The 19829-nt window shown below is 31.0% G+C and carries 18 protein-coding genes and 2 tRNA genes; 8 read left to right on the top strand and 12 right to left on the bottom strand.

What is annotated here, in order from left to right:
- Positions 1–72: 72 nt before the first annotated feature.
- Both WA340_RS00185 and WA340_RS00180 read left to right on the top strand, forming a co-directional pair.
- Positions 73–1305 (top strand): 3-deoxy-D-manno-octulosonic acid transferase, encoded by a 1233-nt coding sequence (locus WA340_RS00185; RefSeq protein WP_336126780.1) that lies wholly within the window; start codon positions 73–75, stop codon positions 1303–1305.
- A 101-nt stretch (positions 1306–1406) separates the two neighbouring features.
- A complete protein-coding gene (locus tag WA340_RS00180) occupies positions 1407–1682 on the top strand; it encodes a hypothetical protein (protein ID WP_027880495.1) in 276 nt (91 codons plus the stop codon).
- A 106-nt stretch (positions 1683–1788) separates the two neighbouring features.
- Here the strand turns inward: WA340_RS00180 and WA340_RS00175 are convergent.
- The 3 genes from WA340_RS00175 to mutS form a co-directional block, all read right to left on the bottom strand.
- Positions 1789–1873, bottom strand: a tRNA-Leu gene (locus WA340_RS00175).
- A 29-nt stretch (positions 1874–1902) separates the two neighbouring features.
- Positions 1903–1974: transfer RNA gene (locus tag WA340_RS00170), tRNA-Gly, on the bottom strand.
- 104 nt (positions 1975–2078) lie between these two features.
- Positions 2079–4652 carry a DNA mismatch repair protein MutS gene (gene mutS, locus WA340_RS00165; RefSeq protein WP_336126949.1) on the bottom strand — a complete coding sequence of 858 codons (2574 nt, stop codon included), beginning with the start codon at positions 4650–4652 and terminating at the stop codon, positions 2079–2081.
- Between the two features lie 183 nt (positions 4653–4835).
- On the opposite strand from mutS, the gene WA340_RS00160 reads away from it, so the two are divergent.
- Both WA340_RS00160 and WA340_RS00155 read left to right on the top strand, forming a co-directional pair.
- A complete protein-coding gene (locus tag WA340_RS00160; RefSeq protein ID WP_336126779.1) occupies positions 4836–5285 on the top strand; it encodes a DUF1573 domain-containing protein in 450 nt (149 codons plus the stop codon).
- Positions 5286–5354: 69 nt separating this feature from the next.
- Positions 5355–5900, top strand: coding sequence for an RNA methyltransferase (locus WA340_RS00155; RefSeq protein ID WP_336126777.1), 546 nt, complete (start codon positions 5355–5357; stop codon positions 5898–5900).
- A 21-nt stretch (positions 5901–5921) separates the two neighbouring features.
- Here WA340_RS00155 and WA340_RS00150 read toward each other — a convergent pair whose 3' ends face one another.
- Both WA340_RS00150 and folK read right to left on the bottom strand, forming a co-directional pair.
- On the bottom strand, positions 5922–6401 hold the full coding sequence (locus tag WA340_RS00150) for a GyrI-like domain-containing protein (RefSeq protein ID WP_336126775.1): 480 nt from the start codon (positions 6399–6401) through the stop codon (positions 5922–5924).
- Entirely contained in the window at positions 6373–7524 is a 1152-nt protein-coding gene (gene folK, locus WA340_RS00145) for a 2-amino-4-hydroxy-6-hydroxymethyldihydropteridine diphosphokinase (RefSeq protein ID WP_336126773.1), read from the bottom strand. Before folK ends, WA340_RS00150 begins: the two co-directional genes overlap by 29 nt.
- A 71-nt stretch (positions 7525–7595) precedes the next feature.
- Here folK and WA340_RS00140 point away from each other — a divergent pair, with 71 nt between their 5' ends.
- From WA340_RS00140 to rpsU, 4 genes are all read left to right on the top strand, one after another.
- Complete coding sequence (locus WA340_RS00140; protein WP_336126771.1) at positions 7596–8300, top strand: queuosine precursor transporter; 705 nt, start codon at positions 7596–7598, stop codon at positions 8298–8300.
- A gap of 94 nt (positions 8301–8394) precedes the next feature.
- The gene (locus tag WA340_RS00135) at positions 8395–11067 is read left to right on the top strand and encodes an AsmA family protein (protein ID WP_336126769.1); all 2673 of its coding nucleotides are present in this window, start codon (positions 8395–8397) and stop codon (positions 11065–11067) included.
- Positions 11068–11170: 103 nt separating this feature from the next.
- Complete coding sequence (locus tag WA340_RS00130; protein ID WP_027880487.1) at positions 11171–12034, top strand: sigma-70 family RNA polymerase sigma factor; 864 nt, start codon at positions 11171–11173, stop codon at positions 12032–12034.
- Positions 12035–12111: 77 nt separating this feature from the next.
- A complete protein-coding gene (gene rpsU / locus WA340_RS00125; protein WP_027880486.1) occupies positions 12112–12306 on the top strand; it encodes a 30S ribosomal protein S21 in 195 nt (64 codons plus the stop codon).
- A 54-nt stretch (positions 12307–12360) separates the two neighbouring features.
- Here rpsU and murI read toward each other — a convergent pair whose 3' ends face one another.
- The 7 genes from murI to WA340_RS00090 form a co-directional block, all read right to left on the bottom strand.
- Complete coding sequence (gene murI, locus WA340_RS00120) at positions 12361–13140, bottom strand: glutamate racemase (RefSeq protein WP_336126767.1); 780 nt, start codon at positions 13138–13140, stop codon at positions 12361–12363.
- A gap of 69 nt (positions 13141–13209) precedes the next feature.
- Positions 13210–13719: an OmpH family outer membrane protein gene (locus WA340_RS00115; RefSeq protein ID WP_027880484.1), complete on the bottom strand. Its 510-nt coding sequence runs from the start codon at positions 13717–13719 to the stop codon at positions 13210–13212.
- A 72-nt stretch (positions 13720–13791) separates the two neighbouring features.
- Positions 13792–14634, bottom strand: coding sequence for an OmpH family outer membrane protein (locus WA340_RS00110; protein WP_336126766.1), 843 nt, complete (start codon positions 14632–14634; stop codon positions 13792–13794).
- Between the two features lie 212 nt (positions 14635–14846).
- On the bottom strand, positions 14847–17462 hold the full coding sequence (locus WA340_RS00105) for a BamA/OMP85 family outer membrane protein (RefSeq protein ID WP_442920762.1): 2616 nt from the start codon (positions 17460–17462) through the stop codon (positions 14847–14849).
- Positions 17434–18117: an isoprenyl transferase gene (locus WA340_RS00100; RefSeq protein WP_336126948.1), complete on the bottom strand. Its 684-nt coding sequence runs from the start codon at positions 18115–18117 to the stop codon at positions 17434–17436. The genes WA340_RS00105 and WA340_RS00100 overlap by 29 nt, the downstream gene beginning before the upstream one ends.
- 54 nt (positions 18118–18171) lie before the next feature.
- Complete coding sequence (gene porG, locus WA340_RS00095) at positions 18172–18861, bottom strand: type IX secretion system protein PorG (protein WP_336126762.1); 690 nt, start codon at positions 18859–18861, stop codon at positions 18172–18174.
- Positions 18862–18959: 98 nt separating this feature from the next.
- Positions 18960–19829: an NAD kinase gene (locus WA340_RS00090; protein WP_336126760.1), complete on the bottom strand. Its 870-nt coding sequence runs from the start codon at positions 19827–19829 to the stop codon at positions 18960–18962.

Raw genomic sequence — 19829 nt, 5'->3', positions numbered from 1 at the left:
TTTATGTAACGAATTTACAAAATTAGCCAACGCAAACCAATGAATTACGTATTTTAGCACAAACAATTTAATTTGAATATTATCTACAACATCCTTATTTATTTGACTTCATTGGTATTAAAAGTAATTGCGCTTTTTAACCAAAAAATAAAATTAGGCGTAAAAGGTCGTGCTAACACGTTTGATATTCTTAAAAATGAAATTAAAAAAGGAGATAAAACACTTTGGTTTCATTGTGCGTCTTTGGGTGAATACGAACAGGGTTTGCCTATTTTTGACATACTAAGAAAAGACTATCCTAAACACAAAATTGTTTTAACATTTTTCTCTCCATCTGGTTATGAGATTAGAAAAAATGCACCATTTGCAGATGTTGTTGTGTATTTGCCATTAGACACAAAATCTAATGCAAAACAATTTATCAAACTTGTAAATCCTGAGTTAACTGTTTTTGTGAAGTACGAAATCTGGCCAAATTATTTAAATGAAATTAAAAAGAAGGGTTTGCGCGCCGTATTAATTTCGGCTGTATTTAGAAAAGATCAATCCTTTTTTAAATGGTATGGTACACAAACTAAAGAAGCACTTTTTGCTTTTGAACATATTTTTACTCAAAACGAAGAGTCTAAAAATCTACTTGAAAGCATAGGTTATGAAAATGCTACTGTTTCTGGCGACACAAGGTTTGACCGTGTTTTAAATCAGTTGCAAATTGATAATACTCTTGATTTTATTGAAACTTTTAAACAAGATAAATTATGCATTGTTATTGGTAGTTCTTGGCCAGAAGATGAAGCTATTTTAGTACCATACATTAATCAATGCAAACATGATGTAAAGTTTATCATTGCGCCTCATAATATAAAAGCTAAGCAAATTGAAGGCTTAAAAAATTCAATAAAAAAGGACACTGTTTTATTCTCAAATAAAGAGAATTCAAACCTTAAAAATGCAAACGTCTTTATCGTTGATACTATTGGTATTTTAAGTAAAATATATAGCTATGCAGATATAGCTTATGTTGGTGGCGCAATGGGAAAAACAGGTTTGCATAATATACTAGAACCAGCTGTTTTTGGAGTACCAATTATAATTGGTGCTAACTACAAAAAATTTCCTGAAGCGCAAGAAATGATTGATAATGGCAATGTCTTTTCTGTTAATGGTTATTCTTCACTTAAAAACAAATTAGACTTACTTATTGAAAATAAGATATTTAGAAAAGAAACCAGTAAAAAAAGTTTCAACTTTGTAAAAGAAAAAGAAGGTACTATCATCCAAATAATAGGTTTTCTTCGTAAATAGTATATGTAACAAGGTTATAAATTAAAAAAGTAAGAGAAATATTCATTTCTTTTAAAATTCATTCATAACTTTAAAGAATTACTAATCAAAAACAATTAAAAATGAAAAAACTATTATTAAGTGCTGTTTTAGTATCTGCAATAGCCTTTACATCTTGTAGAGACGAAAAAAAAGCAGAAGAAGTTGAAGATACCATTGAAAATGCTGCAGAAGCAACAGGTGATGCTGTAGAGAATGCTGCAGAAGAAACTGAAGAGGCTGCAAAAGATGGTTTTGAAGCTACAGGAAAAGCAATTGATGAAGCTGTTGAAGAGACTAAAGAAGCAGGAGAATCTGTTAAGGATGCAGTAAAAGAAGCTACTGATGACGATAATTAAGAGAATTACTCTTTAAATTGAAAAGCTCACTTAAATTTAAGTGAGCTTTTTTATGTCTATAACTTATTGTAAATAAAAAAAGCCTTATCATTTGATAAGGCTTTTGTACTGAAGGCGGGACTTGAACCCGCACGACCAAAACGGTCATTGGATTTTAAGTCCAACGTGTCTACCAATTCCACCACTTCAGCATCTTGGTATATTTTTAAGAAAGTATCAGAGCGAAAGACGGGATTTGAACCCGCGACCCTCACCTTGGCAAGGTGATGCTCTACCCCTGAGCTACTTTCGCAGTCTTTTTTAATGAACGAGCAATATTGCTATTGCGGATGCAAATTTAAAATATATTTACGATTTACAAAGCCTTTTTTTAAAAAAAATAAAAATAATTTTTACTTACTTCTTTTTCAACAACATACGTTTAATCTCATTTAGCTTCATTAATGCTTCCACTGGTGTTAAGGTATCAATATCTGTTTCTAAAATTTCTTCTTTAATATTTTCTAGTAGTGGATCGTCTAGGTTAAAAAAGCTTAATTGCATTTCATCTTGCATAGATTTAACCTTGTCTGTTAGCTCTTCGCTAGAATGGCTTTTCTCTAATTTCTTTAAAATTTTATTAGCTCTGTGTAATACTTGTTGTGGCATTCCTGCCATCTTTGCAACATGTATCCCAAAACTATGTTCGCTACCTCCTTCTACTAATTTACGTAAGAATAATACATTATCTTTAAGCTCTTTAACCGAAACATTAAAGTTTTTAATACGGTTAAAAGTCTCTGACATTTCATTTAACTCGTGATAATGCGTTGCAAAAAGAGTTTTAGGTTTTGCTGGATGTTCATGTAAATATTCGCTAATTGCCCAAGCTATTGAAATACCATCGTAAGTACTTGTACCGCGACCAATTTCGTCTAACAAGACTAAACTTCTATTTGAAATATTGTTAAGAATAGACGCTGTTTCATTCATTTCTACCATAAACGTAGATTCTCCCATAGAAATATTATCACTTGCGCCAACACGCGTAAAAATCTTGTCTACAACACCAATTCTAGCTTCTTTTGCTGGCACAAAACTTCCTATTTGAGCTAGTAAAACAATTAATGCCGTTTGACGTAAAATTGCCGATTTACCAGACATATTTGGTCCAGTAATCATTATGATTTGTTGTGTTTCTCTATCTAAAAATACTGAATTTGCAATATATGGTTCATCAATTGGTAGTTGTTTTTCTATTACTGGATGACGACCATCTTTAATCTCTAAGTCAAAAGAATCATCTAATTGTGGATACACATAATTATTTTGTGTCGCCAATTGTGCAAAACCACACAAACAGTCTAACTGTCCAATTAAATAGGCATTTTGCTGTACTGGTTTTATGTATTGGTTCATCCATTGTACCAAATCTGCAAATAACTTTTGCTCTATTGCAAGAATACGCTCTTCTGCTCCTAAAATTTTAGCTTCGTATTCTTTTAATTCTTCTGTAATGTAACGTTCTGCGCTTACTAAAGTTTGCTTACGTATCCATTCTTCTGGCACTTTATCCTTATGTGTATTTCTTACTTCAATATAGTAACCAAATACGTTGTTAGATGCTATTTTTAGAGAAGTAATACCTGTACGTTCACTCTCTCGCTCTAACATCTTGTCTAAATAATCTTTCCCGGATGTAGATAGTGCTCTAAGTTCATCTAATTCAGAAGAAAATCCGTTTGCAATAGTATTTCCTTTTAAAACATTAACCGGCGCATCTTCATTTAAAGTTTCTTTAATTTTTTCACGAAGCACATTACAGCTTTGCAAATTATCACCGATAATCTTTAAAGATTCGTTATCACAATTGGTTGCCAATGCTTTGATTGGTACTATTGCTTCAAGTGAGTTTTTTAGTTGAATAACTTCACGAGGACTTACCTTTTGCGTAGCAATTTTAGAAATTAAACGTTCTAAATCGCCTATGTTTTTTATATAATTTTGAATTTTATGTAAAACCGTATCATTGTCTTTTAAATAAGAAACTACCTCATGACGTTGCTTAATTTTATCTGCATGTTTTAAAGGTAATGCTAACCAACGTTTAAGCATACGTCCGCCCATAGCAGATATGGTTTTATCGATAACATTTAAAAGTGTAACTGCATTATTGTTTGTAGAGTTATACAGCTCTAAGTTTCTAATGGTAAACTTATCCATCCAGACATAATCGTCTTCGGCAATTCTTGCTATTGAAGTAATATGCTCTAGCTTATGATGTTGCGTTTCGGCTAAATAATGTAAGATAGAACCTGCTGCAATAATACCTTCATTTAAATCTTCTACACCAAAACCTTTTAATGATTTTGTATCAAAATGTTTAAGTAAAGTTTCATTAGCAAAATCGGTTTGATATACCCAATCTTCAAGATTAAAGGTATGAAAATCGTTACCAAAAACCTCAACAAATTTGTTGCGTTTTGGTTTAGAAACTAGGACTTCACTTGGGCTAAAATTTTGAAGTAACTTATCTATATATTCTGCATTACCTTGCGCGGTTAAAAACTCACCCGTAGAGATGTCTAAAAATGAAATTCCTATGGATAATTTTCCAAAATAAACCGAACATAAAAAGTTGTTTGTTTTAGATTGAAGCACCTCATCATTTAAAGCTACACCAGGAGTTACCAACTCGGTCACACCACGTTTAACAATGGTTTTTGTTTGTTTAGGATCTTCTAACTGGTCGCAAATTGCAACACGCTCGCCAGCCTTTACCAGCTTAGGTAAATAGGTGTTTAATGAGTGATGCGGAAAACCTGCTAATTCTGTTTCGCTATCACTTCCTGCGCCTCTTTTGGTTAAAATGATACCTAAAATTTCGGCAGTTTTTACAGCATCTTCTCCAAAAGTTTCATAAAAATCTCCAACTCTAAACAGTAATAAAGCATCAGGGTATTTCGCTTTTATAGCGTTGTACTGCTTCATTAATGGTGTTACTTTTTTGGTTTTAGATTTTGCTGCCAAAGGGAATATATTTTGATTTTGGTTTGATTGCGAATTTAATCAATTTACCAGATGCTATAAAACGATGTTTAAATTATTATTTAATTAACCAAAGAAGTATATCTATTTTTCTAAATTTGTCCAATAATCCTATAAATATTTACCATGAAAAAATTAATATTGTTAAGCTTTGCTTTAATCGGAATGATTACATTTAGCGTTGCTCAAACAGCAGAAAAAACAGAAGCTGTTAAAGCAGCAACCAATACTAAAGGCGCCAAAATTGAATTTGAATCTAAAACAATAGACTATGGTACAATTGAAAATGGTGCAGATGGAAATAGAGAATTTAAATTTACAAATACAGGTGACACTCCATTAGTAATCACAAACGCTAAAGGATCTTGTGGTTGTACAGTACCAACTTGGCCAAGAACACCAATTGCTCCAGGAGCATCTGATGTTATTAAAGTACGTTACGCAACTAACAGAACTGGTGGTTTTTCTAAAACAGTTACATTAACTACAAATGCTGTTAACTCGCCTTCTGTCAGATTAAGAATTAAAGGAACGGTTAAGCCAAAAGTTGAAGAGGCTAAAGAAGAGGTACACTAAATCTTATTTAAATACTTTTTATTAAAACTTCCTTTGAAAAAAGGGAGTTTTTTTTTGAATATTTGCATTATGAGAAAACTAAAAAACAGCGAGCTAGACCGACTAAGTGTTGAAGATTTTAAACACTCTAAAAAAACACCTATTATCATCATATTAGACAATATTAGAAGTTTAAACAATATTGGTAGTGTGTTTAGAACAAGTGATGCGTTTTTAGTTGAAAAAATTTATCTCTGCGGAATTACAGCTACGCCACCACATAAAGACATACATAAAACTGCATTGGGCAGTACAGAGACTGTCGATTGGGAATATGTAGAAAACACTATTGAATTAGTTGAAAAACTTAAAGCCGAAAATTGCAAAGTTTTAAGTATTGAGCAAGCCGAAAATGCGGTTATGTTAGACCAGTTTACACCAGAAGTAAACACTAAATACGCTTTAGTTTTTGGCAACGAAGTAAAAGGTGTCTCTCAAAAAGTAGTTAATGCTAGTGATAATGTTATTGAAATACCGCAATATGGCACTAAACACTCTTTAAATATTAGCGTAAGTTGTGGCGTTGTAGTTTGGGATGTATTTAGTAAGTTGAAAGGTTTGAATATTGAAAATTAAAGGTTTTCGACAACCTAACTTCTACTTAATGGGAATCCAAATTTCTTCCTTATTTACAGCTTGATTTGGGTTATAATCTGGACCAAGTCTTTCAAAATGTGGTCTGTTATCTATTTCGAATTCTGAATTTGGTAACCAATTAAAATGAAGGTCTTGCCAAAAGCTTACAAATGCTGCTATAGTTCCTTCAAAATTTACTACTAAATATCTGCCAGGATCTATAGTTAAAGTTTCCATATGTTCTGGTACAGATTGCAAGTTATCTACCTCTACACCTATCCATTTTTGAAACGTTTGATTAGGATTAAATTCTGAAATATTAAAACTTGAGTATTTATGAAGTGACAATTTAAAGTTGTCTTTTCTATGTGTTACCTCTTCAACTCTTGGCATAAATTGTCTTGCTAACTGACCAGTTATTTGATTAGTATTTAAAAAATTAGCAGTTGCACTTAAACCAACAATTAAAATTTTATCGGTCTTGACTATCTTGTACTCCATTATTTATTTCGTTTAAAAGCCATAAATAGTCTGCTCTATTTTTTACAAAATCTTTATCAGAAATATCAATAATTTTTACATTAAAATCTGACTGACTTTTTAGGAAATCTAAATAACCTGCATTAATTTTTTCTAAATAATCGTCTGCTATTTCGCTTTCGTATTTTCTACCTCTTTTTTTAATGTTAGCTTGTAAACGCTCAGTATTTTGATATAAATACACATACAAATCTGGCTTTGCAATATCTTTATACATCAAATAAAATAGCTTTCGGTATAATTTAAACTCGTCTGGTTGCAGCGTAATTTTTGAGAAAATTAAAGATTTAAACACGTCGTAATCGCTAACAATAAAATCTTTAAACAAATCTAGCTGACTTAAATCGTCGCTAATTTGCTGGTAGCGATCTGCCAAAAAAGACATCTCTAAAGTAAACGCGTAGCGATTTGGCTCTTTATAAAACTTTGGTAAAAACGGATTGTCTGCAAAACGTTCTAAAATTAATTTTGCATTAAAATCTGATGCAATTTGTGTTGATAAACTTGTCTTACCAGCTCCAATATTACCTTCAATAGCTATATAGTTATTTTTAGATAATTTATACTGCTTAATTGGGTTTTTTAGCCAGATATTATAAGGTTCTAAAGTCGTTTGATCTTCGCAAGCGTCATAAAGTTGATCAACTGTTTTTTCTAAAACAGGATGTTCTGTTTTAGCTGCAATTAGTTTTAAGGGTTCTAAAACAAATTTACGTTTATGAGCTTCTGGATGAGGAATTACCAAGTTACTTTCATCTAAAATTTCATCTTCAAAAAAGATTATATCTAGATCAATTTCTCTAGACTCGTAACTTTCACTTTTTTTAGGTGTTCTACCTAATTTCACTTCAATATCTTGAAGCGTTTTAAGTACTTTTTTAGGTGTTAGTTTTGTATTTACAGCTATACATGTATTTAAAAAATCATCGCCTTCAAAGCCCATTGCTTGACTTTGATAGACTTTTGAAATACTAATTATTGTGCCAATTTTTTCAAAAATAGCATCTACAGCAAGTTGTAAGTTTTTAAACTTATCGCCTTTATTACTACCTAATGCTATGTATATGGTTTTAGAATCCTTCATAAATCTTTGACAAAATAACTAAAAGAAATTCACTTAGTCCTTATCTTTACACAAACTGTTAATAAGTTTTTATGATCTTAAAAGACAAACTAGCTGCTCAAAAAATCTACCTGTTTTTAGGTGCCTTATTTATAACCTCTTTGGTGGTTTCTAACCTAATTTTTCAGAAGTTTTTTTATTGGCATCCTTTTGATATTGAAATTTTTGGAGCTAAGTTATTTGAGATTTCTGTTGGTATTCTTCCTTACCCGATTACCTTTTTAATCACCGATTTAATAAGTGAGATTTATGGTAAAAAACGTGCAAACCAAATTGTAATTGCAGGTATTTTTGCTTCTATTTTTTCTTTATTAATAGTTTACACCGCCAATCTTGTTCCTGCTACAAATTGGTCGCCTGTTAACAATTCTCTTTTTACCACAGTATTTGGCAACACTATTATTGCTGTATTTGCCAGTATGATGGCCTATTTATTAGCGCAACTTGTAGATATTCAAATTTATCACTTTTGGAAACGATTAACCAATGGAAAAATGCTTTGGCTGCGTAATAATTGCTCTACTTTTTTATCTCAGTTTGTAGACACCTTTTCAGTTTTATTTTTACTGTGTTCTTTTGGTGAAATTGATTGGGATAAATTTGCTGGATTATTGATTAGCGGTTTTTTATTTAAGGTTTTTATAGCCATCATCGACACACCATTTTTGTACTTAGGTGTATATCTTTTTAGAAAGCGTTTTAAGCTTAAAGTTAACGAAGAGATAAATCTACTTTAAAAATGCTAAACTTATATTAAATCTAAGCTTATCAAGATCTTTTTACCTATTTTAATACGTAAATTCGTATGAAAATTCAACTTAAAAAGTTCTCATGAAGAAAAAGCTTAAAATTATCGGAATTTCATTTTTAATTCTACTTCTACTTTTAATAGCTAGTCCGTTTATTTTTCAAAGTCAAATAAAGGATATGGTTAAAAATTTCATTAACAACAATGTAAATGCAAAAGTTGAATTTAATGATGTAGACTTAAGTTTTATTAGAAGCTTCCCACAAGCTAATGTTACCTTAGACAATTTGGTAATTACCAATTTTGAGCCTTTTAAAAATGATACTTTAGCTAGAGTAAAACAGCTATCCTTAGACATGTCTGTTAAAGAACTTTTTAAAACCGCTAGTGAAGATCCAATTATTGTAAACAGCATAAATGTTGATGACGCCTTAATTAATTTAAAAACAAACAAAGATGGACAAGTAAATTGGGACATTGCAAAAGAAAATACCAACAATACATCACCTGACACTTCAAATAATGATGGTTTTGCTTTTGATATTGAAAATTACAGCATAAATAATAGTGCTTTTAATTATATAGATGAAAGCGCTAATACACTAATAAAAGTTACCAACATTAATCATACAGGTAACGGAATTTTTTCTGGAGACACTTCCCAATTAGATACAAAAACCGAAGCCAACGTAACTTTCAGCATTGATAGCACAGAATATTTAAGTAACAACCTAATTAAACTTGATGCTTTAATAGATTTAGACATACCTAATCAAACTTACACATTTAAAGATAATGAAGGTTTTGTAAACGATTTACCTTTACAATTTAAAGGTTACGTAAAACAACTTGAAGACGGACAAGAGATTGATATTTCTTTTGAAAATCCTGGTTCTTCATTTAAAGAGTTTTTAGCAGTTATCCCAAAGACCTATGCTAAAAACTTAGACAACGTAAATACGACAGGAAACTTTAAAGTAAACGGAGTTATTAAAGGAAAAGTAACTGAAGAAACCATACCTACTTTAGATATTAATATTCTATCTGATAATGCATCTTTTAAATTTGCAGATCTACCAAAACGAGTAGAAAACATCAATATTAACGCACAAATAAAAAACGAAACTGGTTTAGTAGACGATACTTACGTTAACTTAAATGCGCTTAATTTTAAAATAGACCAAGATGTTTTTAAGAGTTCGGCTACTATAAAAAATCTAACGACTAACATGTTAGTAAACGCTAATATTGATGGTGTTTTAAATTTAGCCAATATCACAAAAGCGTACCCAATTGAACTTGAGAATGAATTAAAAGGTATTTTAAAAGCTAAATTAAATACTAGTTTTGATATGAATGCTATCGAAACTAATGCTTACGAACGCATCAAAAACAACGGTATGGTTAGCGTTAGTGGATTTGAGTTTTCTTCAGCAGATATAGTAAACCCAATTAATATAAGTAATGCAGAAGTTAACTTTAATCCAGGCACTATAAAACTTGATAAGTTTAATGCAACAACAGGACAGTCTGATTTAAACGCAACTGGTACAATAAATAATTTACTTGGCTTTTTATTAAGTGATAAAAAGCTAAAAGGAGATTTTAATGTCAACTCAAACAAATTTGTAGTTAGCGACTTTATGATAGAAGGCGGTAGCGAAGCACCAGTAAACCAAAGCACAGAACCAGATACGGCTTTAAAAATACCAGAATTTTTAGATTGTAATGTAACAGCAAATGCAACCACTGTAGTTTATGACAATCTTACTTTAAAAGATGTAAAAGGAAGCTTAAAAATTGCAGATGGTAAAGCGCAGTTAAACAATATGACTTCAAGTATTTTTGATGGTAATTTAAGCTTAAACGGTTTAGTGGACACCACAAAAGAGCAGTCTACATTTAAGATGCAACTTGGTGCTTCTAACTTTAATATTTCAGAATCATTTAATGGCTTGGATATGTTACAAGCGTTAGCGCCTATCGCTAAAGCTTTAGAAGGAAAACTTAACAGCTCTATTGATATTTCTGGTACATTAGGTCAAGATTTTACACCTATTTTAAATACAATTTCTGGTGACGCTTTCGCGGAATTATTAACTGGAGAATTTAAGCCTAAAAACGAACAGCTATTTACAGCTTTAGAAAGTAAATTAAACTTTTTAGACTTTAGTAAACTTAATTTAAAAGATCTTACCGCAAAATTATCTTTTAATAATGGTCAAGTCAATGTCCAACCGTTTGATATAAAATATAAGGACATAAAAATGACAATTGGCGGATCGCATTCTTTTAGCAACACAATGAACTATCAAGTAGTTATTGATGTACCTGCAAAGTATTTAGGAAGCGATGTAAACGCACTAATAAATAAAATTAACGATCCTGCAGTAAACAATATTACAATACCTGTAACCGCATCTGTTTCTGGCAACACAACAAAACCACAAGTGTCTACAGACTTAACTAGCGGTGTAAAAACATTAACACAGCAGTTAGTCGAAATTCAAAAACAAAAATTAATAAACCAAGGTAAAGGCAAGCTTAATGATGCTATAGGTAACATTTTAAACAACAACAATCAAAGCAGTGACAGTACATCAACCACTACTAATAATCCAGTAAAAGATGTTATTGGCGGACTTCTAGGCGGAAACAAACCAAAAGACTCGACAAAAACAGATTCTACAAAAACAAAAAATAATGTAAAAGACGTGTTAGGAGGACTTTTTGGAAAAAAGAAGGAATCTGATTAATTCTTTTAAAAACTTCGCAACAAAACATCTAAAAAACTGTTAAATATTAGGAATTGTCGAATATTCTGTTAGATTGAGAATGTTAAACATTAAACTACATTGAATGCGACAATTAAAAATCACGAAACAAGTTACCAATCGCGAATCTAAATCACTTGACAAATACCTACAAGACATAAGTAAACTTCCTATGGTTACTGCTGAAGAAGAAGTAGAATTAGCCAAGAAAATTAGAGAAGGATGTCAAAAATCTTTAGATAAATTAACCACTGCTAACTTACGTTTTGTTGTTTCTGTTGCCAAACAATATCAAAATCAAGGCTTAAAACTTCCAGATCTAATTAACGAAGGAAATGCAGGTTTAGTAAAAGCAGCTAAACGTTTTGACGAAACTAGAGGTTTTAAATTTATTTCTTATGCTGTTTGGTGGATTAGACAAGCTATTCTTTCTGCTTTAGCAGAACAATCAAGAATTGTTAGATTACCACTTAACAAAATTGGAAGCATTAATAAAATAAGAAAAGTTACATCTCATTTAGAGCAAGCTAATCAAAGACCGCCAAGCGCAGCAGAAATTGCTAAAGAGTTAGACCTAACCATAAGTGATGTAAAACAATCTATGCGTATCTCTAGCAGACACGTATCTATGGATGCACCGCTAAAAGAAGGCGAAGATTATAGCCTTTATGATCTAGTAAAATCTGGAGAATCTCCAAACCCTGATAATCAACTAATGCATGAGTCTTTAAATATTGAAATTGAACGTGCATTAGAAACTTTAACACCAAGAGAAAGTGATGTAATTAGATTAAATTTTGGTTTAGGTAATCAACCAGCAATGACATTAGATGAGATTGGAAGAACCTTTGATCTTACAAGAGAACGCGTTAGGCAAATTAGAGAAAAAGGTATAAGACGATTACGTCAAACATCAAAAAGTAAGATTTTAAAGACCTATTTAGGTTAAAAAACTAAAATAAAACATTAATAATTTGAATAATCCTAATATTTGAGGGATATTCGCAAAAGATTTAAAATACTGATATGTTAAGAATAGAAATTAAAGAAGGCGAAAACATAGAACGCGCCTTAAAACGTTACAAGCGTAAACACAGAAATATTAAAGTAATGCAAAACTTAAGAGACAAGCAATACTTTACAAAACCTTCTGTAACAAGAAGAAAACAAGTTCAAAAAGCAGCTTACATTCAAAGCTTAAGAGATGCTGAAGAAGTATAGAACTGAACATATATAATAAAAAAGCCAAGTGTAACACTTGGCTTTTTTTTATGACTAAAAATCTTTTTGATATACCTCAAAATTATTATTTAAAAGTTGAGACATGACTTTTGGATTAGAATTGATATAAAATTTTAAATCTGGTTTAACATCCGTTATATTAAGTAATTTTAACTGTTTTAAAATAGCTTTTGTCTGTCTAGCAACAGCTTCACCAGAGTCTATTATTTTTATATGCTTAGGAAGCATTTTTAAAAGTTGTGGTATTAAATATGGATAATGTGTACAACCTAACACCAAATAATCGATATTAGCATTTAGCATTGGCTTTAAATAAATTTTTAAAAGCGCTTTCATCTCTTCCGAATTAATATTACCACTTTCAATTAATTGCACAATACCTTCTCCTTCTTGTTCTATCACTTCTATTCCATTAGAGTATAATTGTGAGGTGTTAAAAAAAAGCTCACTACTTAAAGTGCCTTTTGTTGCTAGAATACCAATAGCTTTTGTTTGTGTTTGTAATGCTGCAGGTTTAATTGCTGGCTCTATACCTATAAAAGGCACATCATATTTTTTTCTTAAATGTTTAATGGCATTGGTTGTTGCTGTATTACATGCCACAACAATTATTTTGGAGTTTTGATTTAATAAATACTCGGTGTTTTTTTCTGATAATGCTATAATAGCATCTTTTCCTTTAGGCCCATAAGGTGCATTTGCACTATCTGCAAGGTAAATAGTGTTTTCGTAGGGTAATAAAGAGTGTATTTCTTTCCAAATAGAAGTACCACCAACTCCAGAATCAAAAATACCAATAGGCTGTTTACTCATAAAAAATCATCGTATAAAAAAAGCTGTCTAAATTTAGACAGCTTTATTGTATTTTAAAAGAGATTTTAATTAAAATCCTAATTCTTTTTGAACGTCTTGTAATAAGTTTTTACCTTCTGCCATAATTACTCCTGAACCTTGAGAAGAATCTAATACATAATCAAAACCTTGTGCTTTTGCTACTTTTAAAATAGCTGCTTTAGCCTTTTTTGTAATTGGCTCTAAAAGATCTAATTCTTTTTGTTGTAATTGTTGTTGCGCATTAGCTTGAAATTGTCTAATGTTTTGTTGCATACCTGCTAACTCTTCACCTCTTTTTTGGTTATCTTCATTAGTTTTTGTTGCAGCTTCTGCTTCGTATTGTTGAGCTTTTGTTTTATACTCATTCATCATTTCTTGAATGTCAGTTTCAAACGTTTTACCCATTTGTTCCATTTCTGCTTGAGCAGTTTTCATCTCTGGCATTGAAGTTACAAGCTCTCCAACATTAATATGCGCTACTTTTGATTGAGCATTAGTAAAACTTGTTGCTCCTATAAATAATGCTGCAGCGAATAAAAGTGATTTAATTTGTTTCATTTTTAATAGTATTTGTGTTATAAATTATTAGTGTTAATCTAAGAGTTTGTTGTTAACTAAACTCTTTTTTTATTAATTTTCTTCTTTATTATTTTCGTCTCCATCAAAAGATGGGTTTTCTTCGTCTTTAGTTTCTTGTCTAGCTTTTAATTTTTCTTCTCTTGCTTTTGCACGTTCTTCTATAAGTTTTTGTCTCTTCTCTTGTGCTGCTTTTTTCTTTGCTTCTCTTGCTTCAAATATTTCTTGTCTACGTTTTTCTGCAGCAGCTTCTCTTGCTGCTCTTTTTTCGTCTAACGCTTTTTGTCTAGCTTCTTGAGAGTCATTAACCTCTTCTACAACTTCTTCTTCTTTTGCTTCTTTACGCTCTTTTCTGTTTGTTGCTTGTTTACGTTTTGATGCTCTAGTTATTGTTCTTATTACTAAGTCGCTAATATCAAAACGTTCTGCTGAATATAGCATAACAACATCTGCTGATTTATCAAAAATAAAATCATATTTTTTGTTTGCTGCTATGTCTTGTACTGCTTGAAAAATTTGGTCTTGTACTGGTTGCATTAACTGCTTTTTTTGAATCATCAAATCACCATTAGGACCAAAGCGTTTTTGTTGATAATCTAATATTTCTTTTTCTTCAAATAAAATATCTTCTTCACGCTCTTCTATTAACTCTTTTGTTAATAATGCTTTTTCGTTATTAAGTGCCTCGCGTTTTTGCTTTACAGTATTTAATCGACCTTCTATTTCAGTTTTCCATTTTTGTACTTTAGACTCTAATTGCTTAGTAGCTTCGGTATATTCTGGAACGTTTTCTAAAATATATTCAGTATCTATATAACCTATTCTTACGCCACGTTGTGCATTTGCTTGAAAGGACACACTTAATATGAACAATACTAAAAGAACTTTAAATTTCATGTTGGATTTATTTAGTTTTTAATTTAAACTTAGCCGCCAAATTATTTGTGTTTAAGCTGCTATTTTCAAAATAACGAATTTTAATTATAAAAATTTTAATTCTTTAATTAAATCCTCAACTTGTTATTAGAAAATATCGTGCCAAAAATAAAAAAATTAGTAAACTATCAATCTTATTAACCTATTTTATTGGGTTTTAGCATTGTTTTTTTTTAAAACTGTTGTCCTATGATAAAGTGAGTTTCCCAACCGTTTTTTGAAGTTTCGCCTGGTTGTGGATCAAATCCATGACCAAAGTCTATACCTAATAATCCAAATGCTGGCATAAAAATTCTTACACCAAATCCTGCAGATCTTTTTAACTCAAAAGGATCATAGCTCCTAAAATCATTATAAGAATTACCTGCTTCTAAGAATGTTAAAGCATAGATTTTTGCAGATTGTTTTAAGGTTATTGGATAACGTAATTCTAAAGAAAACTTATTATAAATTGTTCCTCCATCTTGAGTTGATAAGGATTGGTTTTGGTAACCTCTTAAGGCTATTGCTTCCCTTCCGTCTAAGCTATAATTTCCTAAACCATCACCACCAACAAAGAAACGTTCAAAAGGTATAATTCCTCTATCTTGATTATAAGCTCCTAAGAAACCAAATTCTACACTTGGACGTAATACTAATTTATCTACTAATCTAGTGTACCAATCTCCTTTAAACTTAACCTTATAAAACTCTAACCACTTAAAACGTTCTTGGTCAATTTCGCTAACTCTACTTGATGCTGCGTTAGACTCGCTTACTGTGCTGTTAGAATCGTTAATTATAGCTATATTATCTTCTCTTTCTTGCTTTAATGCTTCATAATCTACATTATTAAACACAGAGTATGGTAATGACATTTTTGCTGTAATAGAGAAGTTAGATCCACCCATTGGGAAAATAGGATCATTAAAAGTGTTGTTTCTTGTTAAACCTATCGTATAAGATAAGTTGTTTGAGTAACCATCACCAAATGTAAATAATCCTGTGTTATAATTTTTTAAGTTATAATGCTGAAAACTTACTGCTTGAGATAAGGTAAAATAGTCATCTGGGACTGATAAACGTTTAGCTAAACCGAAAGTAATACCTGTTATGTTAAAACGTTTATCCTTATCTGCGTTTTGTGTTAAAGGATTATATAAAAACTGTTTTGTTTGTGATATAGAGGTAGAGAATTGTACTGGCTTTTTACCTCCTAACCAAGGTTCTGAAAATTGAAAACTATAGGTTTGAAAAAATCTACTAGCTTGTAATCTTAAAGCTAATCTTTGTCCATCACCCATTGGAATTGGCGTATAAGCATCTTTTTTGAATATATCTTTTAAAGAAAAGTTATTGAAAGATAAACCTAAGGTCCCAATAAATCCTCCTCCACCGTAACCACCTTGCAATTCTATTTGGCTAGATCCAGATTCTACGACAGAGTATTCCATATCTACAGTTCCTTCATCTGGATTTACATTTTTAAAATTTGGTGTTAATTGTTCTGCGTCAAAGAAACCTAATTGACTTAACTCTCTTATTGTTCTTACTACATTTTCTTTACTGTATAATTCTCCTGGACGTGTTCTTATTTCTCTATAAATAACATGGTCATTTGTTTTGTTGTTACCAACAACTGTTACTTTGTTAAAATAAGCAGGTTTACCTTCGCTTATTCTAATTTCCATATCGATAACGTTACCATCTGCATTAACCTCTACTGGGTTTATTGTTGAGAATAAGTATCCATTATTTTGATATAAGTTTGTAAGGTCATCTGCATCTGGACTAGATGCATCTGCTATTCTTTTTTGTAGTTCTATACCATTATATGTGTCTCCTTTTTCAATTCTTAGCTTTCTTTTTAAGAACTCATCAGAATATACTGTATTACCTATAAATGTAATGTCTCCAAAAGTATACTTTTCTCCTTCTTCTACTTTTATGTCTAAAGACACGGTTTCTTCTCCATTGTATGTTAAAGTGTCTGAAATAATACGTGCATCTCTATAACCTATCTCTTTATATTTGTCTACAATCGAAGATAAATCTTCTTTGTAGTCTGCTTCAATAAACTTTGATCGTTTAAAAATACGAATTGGATTTTTCTGCTTCGTATTTTTCATTGCTTTTCTTAGCTTTTTGTCCGATAAGACTTCGTTACCTTCAAAGTTGATCTTTTTAACTTTAACTTTTTCTCCTTTATCTACAGCAACAAACATATTTACTTGTGGCTTAAATGTAGAGTCACTAACAACTTCTGTAGTATTTACTTTTACATCTGCATTTAAAAAACCATCTTTTCTATACTTATTTTCAAGGTAGTTTCTTGTCGTTGTTACTAGGTTTTCTGTAACCTTTGTCCCTTTAAGTAACTTATTTTCTTTGATTATAGTTTCTTTCTTATTCTTTTTAACACCTGTGATGTTAATTTCATTTAATTCTGGAAGATCTGATAATCTTATTTCTAAAAAGGCATCTTTACCTTCTGTTTTGACTAAGTAAACTTCTATATCACTAAATAAATTAGAACTCCAAAGCTTTTTTATAGCATTACTTATTTGTTCTCCTGGTATTTGTATTTCGGTATCTTTTCTTAATCCCGAGTAGGTTATTATGGTTTGTTCACTAAAGGTTGTGTTTCCTTTTACTGATATACCGGCAAGGTTATATTTTTCTCCGCCTTCGTAGTCTAATTCTTGCGCGTTACCTAATGCTGAAATGGCAAATATGAAGGTAATTAAAACGTATTGTAATGCTGTTTTCAATGGTAATTGTTTAGCTAATTTGTTCACTTGTTTTCCCAAATCGTCGTTCTCTTTTTTGATATTCTATAATAGCTTCACTTAAGTGTTGCTCTGTAAAGTCTGGCCAAAGTACTGGAGTAAAATACAACTCTGCATAGGCTATTTGCCATAACAAAAAGTTACTTATACGTTGTTCTCCACTTGTTCGTATAAGCAAGTCTACATCTGGTAAATTGTTCGTGTAAAGATGCTTATTTATAACTGACTGGTCAATACTTTCTTCAGAAATTATATTATTTTTAACTTTATTACTGATTTCTTTAACAGCTGTAACTAACTCTTCTCTAGACCCATAACTAAGTGCTAAAGTAAGATTCATATGCGTGTTTTTGCTAGTTAAATTAATAACTTCTTGTAATTCTTTGGACACTTTTTTTGGTAATAATGATAAGTTACCAATAGCGTTTAGCTTAATATTATTATCTAAAAGTGTGTTAATTTCTTTTTTTAGTGAAGACACTAAAAGCTTCATTAGTGTATCTACTTCTAATTTTGGTCTGTTCCAGTTTTCTGTAGAAAACGCATAAAGTGTTAAGTTTTCTATACCCAATTTTGCACAAGACTCAACTGTTGTTCTAACTGCTTTTGTTCCGTTTTCATGACCAATAGCACGTAGCATGCCTTTTTGTTTTGCCCAACGCCCATTTCCATCCATTATAATAGCTAGATGTTTGGGTAAATAGTCTTTATTTATTTTATCAATACTCACTTAAAATGCGCAATAACAAGGGTTTTTACCAAATGTATAGGTTAATGTTACACCTGTAAAGGTATACCAATCATTATTATTTAAATTACCAAAGCTTCTACTTTGAAGTTCTTCTGCATCTGGTACACTTCCATCAATTTCATCTGAAAATGTATAACGTGCACCGATTTCAAAAGCAAGCACAAAATGTTGTGCTATTGCTGCTTTATAACCAACTACCATTGGTATACCGTAAGCAAAACTCTCGGTTCCTTCTGGTTCTAATTGTCCTGAATTTGCTAAGAAGAAGTTATCGTGTTTTGTTACTGTAACACCTGTATATAAATATGGTGTTGAAACAAAACCTCCTTTGTGAAGATTAAAATCTAAAAAGGTAAACTCCATTCCGGCTGATAATTCTATTATTTGACTATTAAATTCTAATCCTCTGATTTGACGACTTGGGTCATCAGAGTTTTTATCAATTCCTTCTAGCTCGCTAAACAGTAATGAAATTCTGTACGAATGTCTTGGACTTCTATTCCATTTATAAATTCCACCTATAGTTAAGTTTTTTGGCGCAATATAATCTGTTGCTCCAACATCCCCTATAAAATTAGAACCGCCTAAATACAAGCCAAATTCATGTATTTGAGCAGCGCTAAACTGTATACTAAATAGTGTTATTATGATTACTGTTAATTGCCTCATAAACCTTCAAAGTTTGCAAATATAATAAATAAGATTAGCCTATAACAATTCTATTGAAATAGTTACTCATTTAAACAGATTTAGGCAAATTTTATTGTTTAATTACGCTTATCTTCTCCCCAAAGTAATTTTTTACGTAAGGTATCTAGGAAGGTTTCGTTATGAAGCGCTATCATTTTAATTGAAAATGGAGCTTTTTTTATGGTAATTTCTGTTTTATTCGAAAGTGTTGCTATACGAGAGTCTAAAGATACTAGATGTTGCTTCTCTCTACCATCTACTTTAAGTTTAATTGTAATAGAGTCTTCTATCACTAAAGGTCTTGCACTTAAATTATGTGGTGCAATTGGTGTTAGCACAAAACTTGCTGCTTTTGGTGTTATTACTGGTCCGCCACAACTTAAAGAATATCCTGTTGATCCTGTTGGTGTAGATATAATTAATCCATCACTCCAATAAGAGGTTAAATATTCACCATCTAATTCGGTTTCAACAGTAATCATAGATGTGGTGTTTTTACGACTAACAGCTATTTCGTTTAAAGCGAAATTACAAGATTCAATTTCTTCATTAGGTTCAGAAACTGAAATACTTAACAAGGTACGTTCAGAAATTTTATAATCTTTTTCTATTATAGATTTAATAGCATCTTCAATTTCGTCATGTTGAATAGTTGCTAAAAAACCTAATCTACCAGTATTAATTCCAACCATTGGTATATCTAAATCTCTTACCAAAGTAACAGCTCGTAAAATTGTACCGTCACCACCAATGCTTATTAAAAAATCGTAAGAACTATCTAAACTAGAAAAAGTGTTTAATGTCTTTTTTATTTTGGATGAAATGTTTTTAAAAAAGGTTTCTTCAATAAAAACATCAAAATTCTCTTTCTCTAAAACCTCTAGTAATACTTCTAAAGATGCTAAAGGTTTTTTCTTTTGAAATTGACTGTAAATAGCAACCTTCAT

Origin of the sequence: Mesoflavibacter sp. CH_XMU1422-2 (assembly GCF_037029245.1) — a bacterium.
In the GTDB taxonomy this organism is placed as follows: Bacteria; Bacteroidota; Bacteroidia; order Flavobacteriales; family Flavobacteriaceae; genus Mesoflavibacter; species Mesoflavibacter zeaxanthinifaciens.
This window is presented reverse-complemented; position numbering and strand designations above follow the sequence as displayed.

Excerpts from the sequence above, each read along its gene's own strand:
- WA340_RS00160 (WP_336126779.1), top strand. The coding sequence starts at position 4,836 with ATGAAAAAATTAATATTGTTAAGCTTTGCTTTAATCGGAATGATTACA.
- rpsU (WP_027880486.1), top strand. The coding sequence starts at position 12,112 with ATGTTAAGAATAGAAATTAAAGAAGGCGAAAACATAGAACGCGCCTTA.
- porG (WP_336126762.1), bottom strand. The coding sequence starts at position 18,861 with ATGAGGCAATTAACAGTAATCATAATAACACTATTTAGTATACAGTTT.
- WA340_RS00130 (WP_027880487.1), top strand. The coding sequence starts at position 11,171 with ATGCGACAATTAAAAATCACGAAACAAGTTACCAATCGCGAATCTAAA.
- WA340_RS00150 (WP_336126775.1), bottom strand. The coding sequence starts at position 6,401 with ATGGAGTACAAGATAGTCAAGACCGATAAAATTTTAATTGTTGGTTTA.
- WA340_RS00135 (WP_336126769.1), top strand. The coding sequence starts at position 8,395 with ATGAAGAAAAAGCTTAAAATTATCGGAATTTCATTTTTAATTCTACTT.
- WA340_RS00180 (WP_027880495.1), top strand. The coding sequence starts at position 1,407 with ATGAAAAAACTATTATTAAGTGCTGTTTTAGTATCTGCAATAGCCTTT.
- WA340_RS00090 (WP_336126760.1), bottom strand. The coding sequence starts at position 19,829 with ATGAAGGTTGCTATTTACAGTCAATTTCAAAAGAAAAAACCTTTAGCA.
- WA340_RS00115 (WP_027880484.1), bottom strand. The coding sequence starts at position 13,719 with ATGAAACAAATTAAATCACTTTTATTCGCTGCAGCATTATTTATAGGA.
- murI (WP_336126767.1), bottom strand. The coding sequence starts at position 13,140 with ATGAGTAAACAGCCTATTGGTATTTTTGATTCTGGAGTTGGTGGTACT.
- WA340_RS00100 (WP_336126948.1), bottom strand. The coding sequence starts at position 18,117 with ATGGATGGAAATGGGCGTTGGGCAAAACAAAAAGGCATGCTACGTGCT.
- WA340_RS00155 (WP_336126777.1), top strand. The coding sequence starts at position 5,355 with ATGAGAAAACTAAAAAACAGCGAGCTAGACCGACTAAGTGTTGAAGAT.
- folK (WP_336126773.1), bottom strand. The coding sequence starts at position 7,524 with ATGAAGGATTCTAAAACCATATACATAGCATTAGGTAGTAATAAAGGC.
- mutS (WP_336126949.1), bottom strand. The coding sequence starts at position 4,652 with ATGAAGCAGTACAACGCTATAAAAGCGAAATACCCTGATGCTTTATTA.
- WA340_RS00140 (WP_336126771.1), top strand. The coding sequence starts at position 7,596 with ATGATCTTAAAAGACAAACTAGCTGCTCAAAAAATCTACCTGTTTTTA.
- WA340_RS00110 (WP_336126766.1), bottom strand. The coding sequence starts at position 14,634 with ATGAAATTTAAAGTTCTTTTAGTATTGTTCATATTAAGTGTGTCCTTT.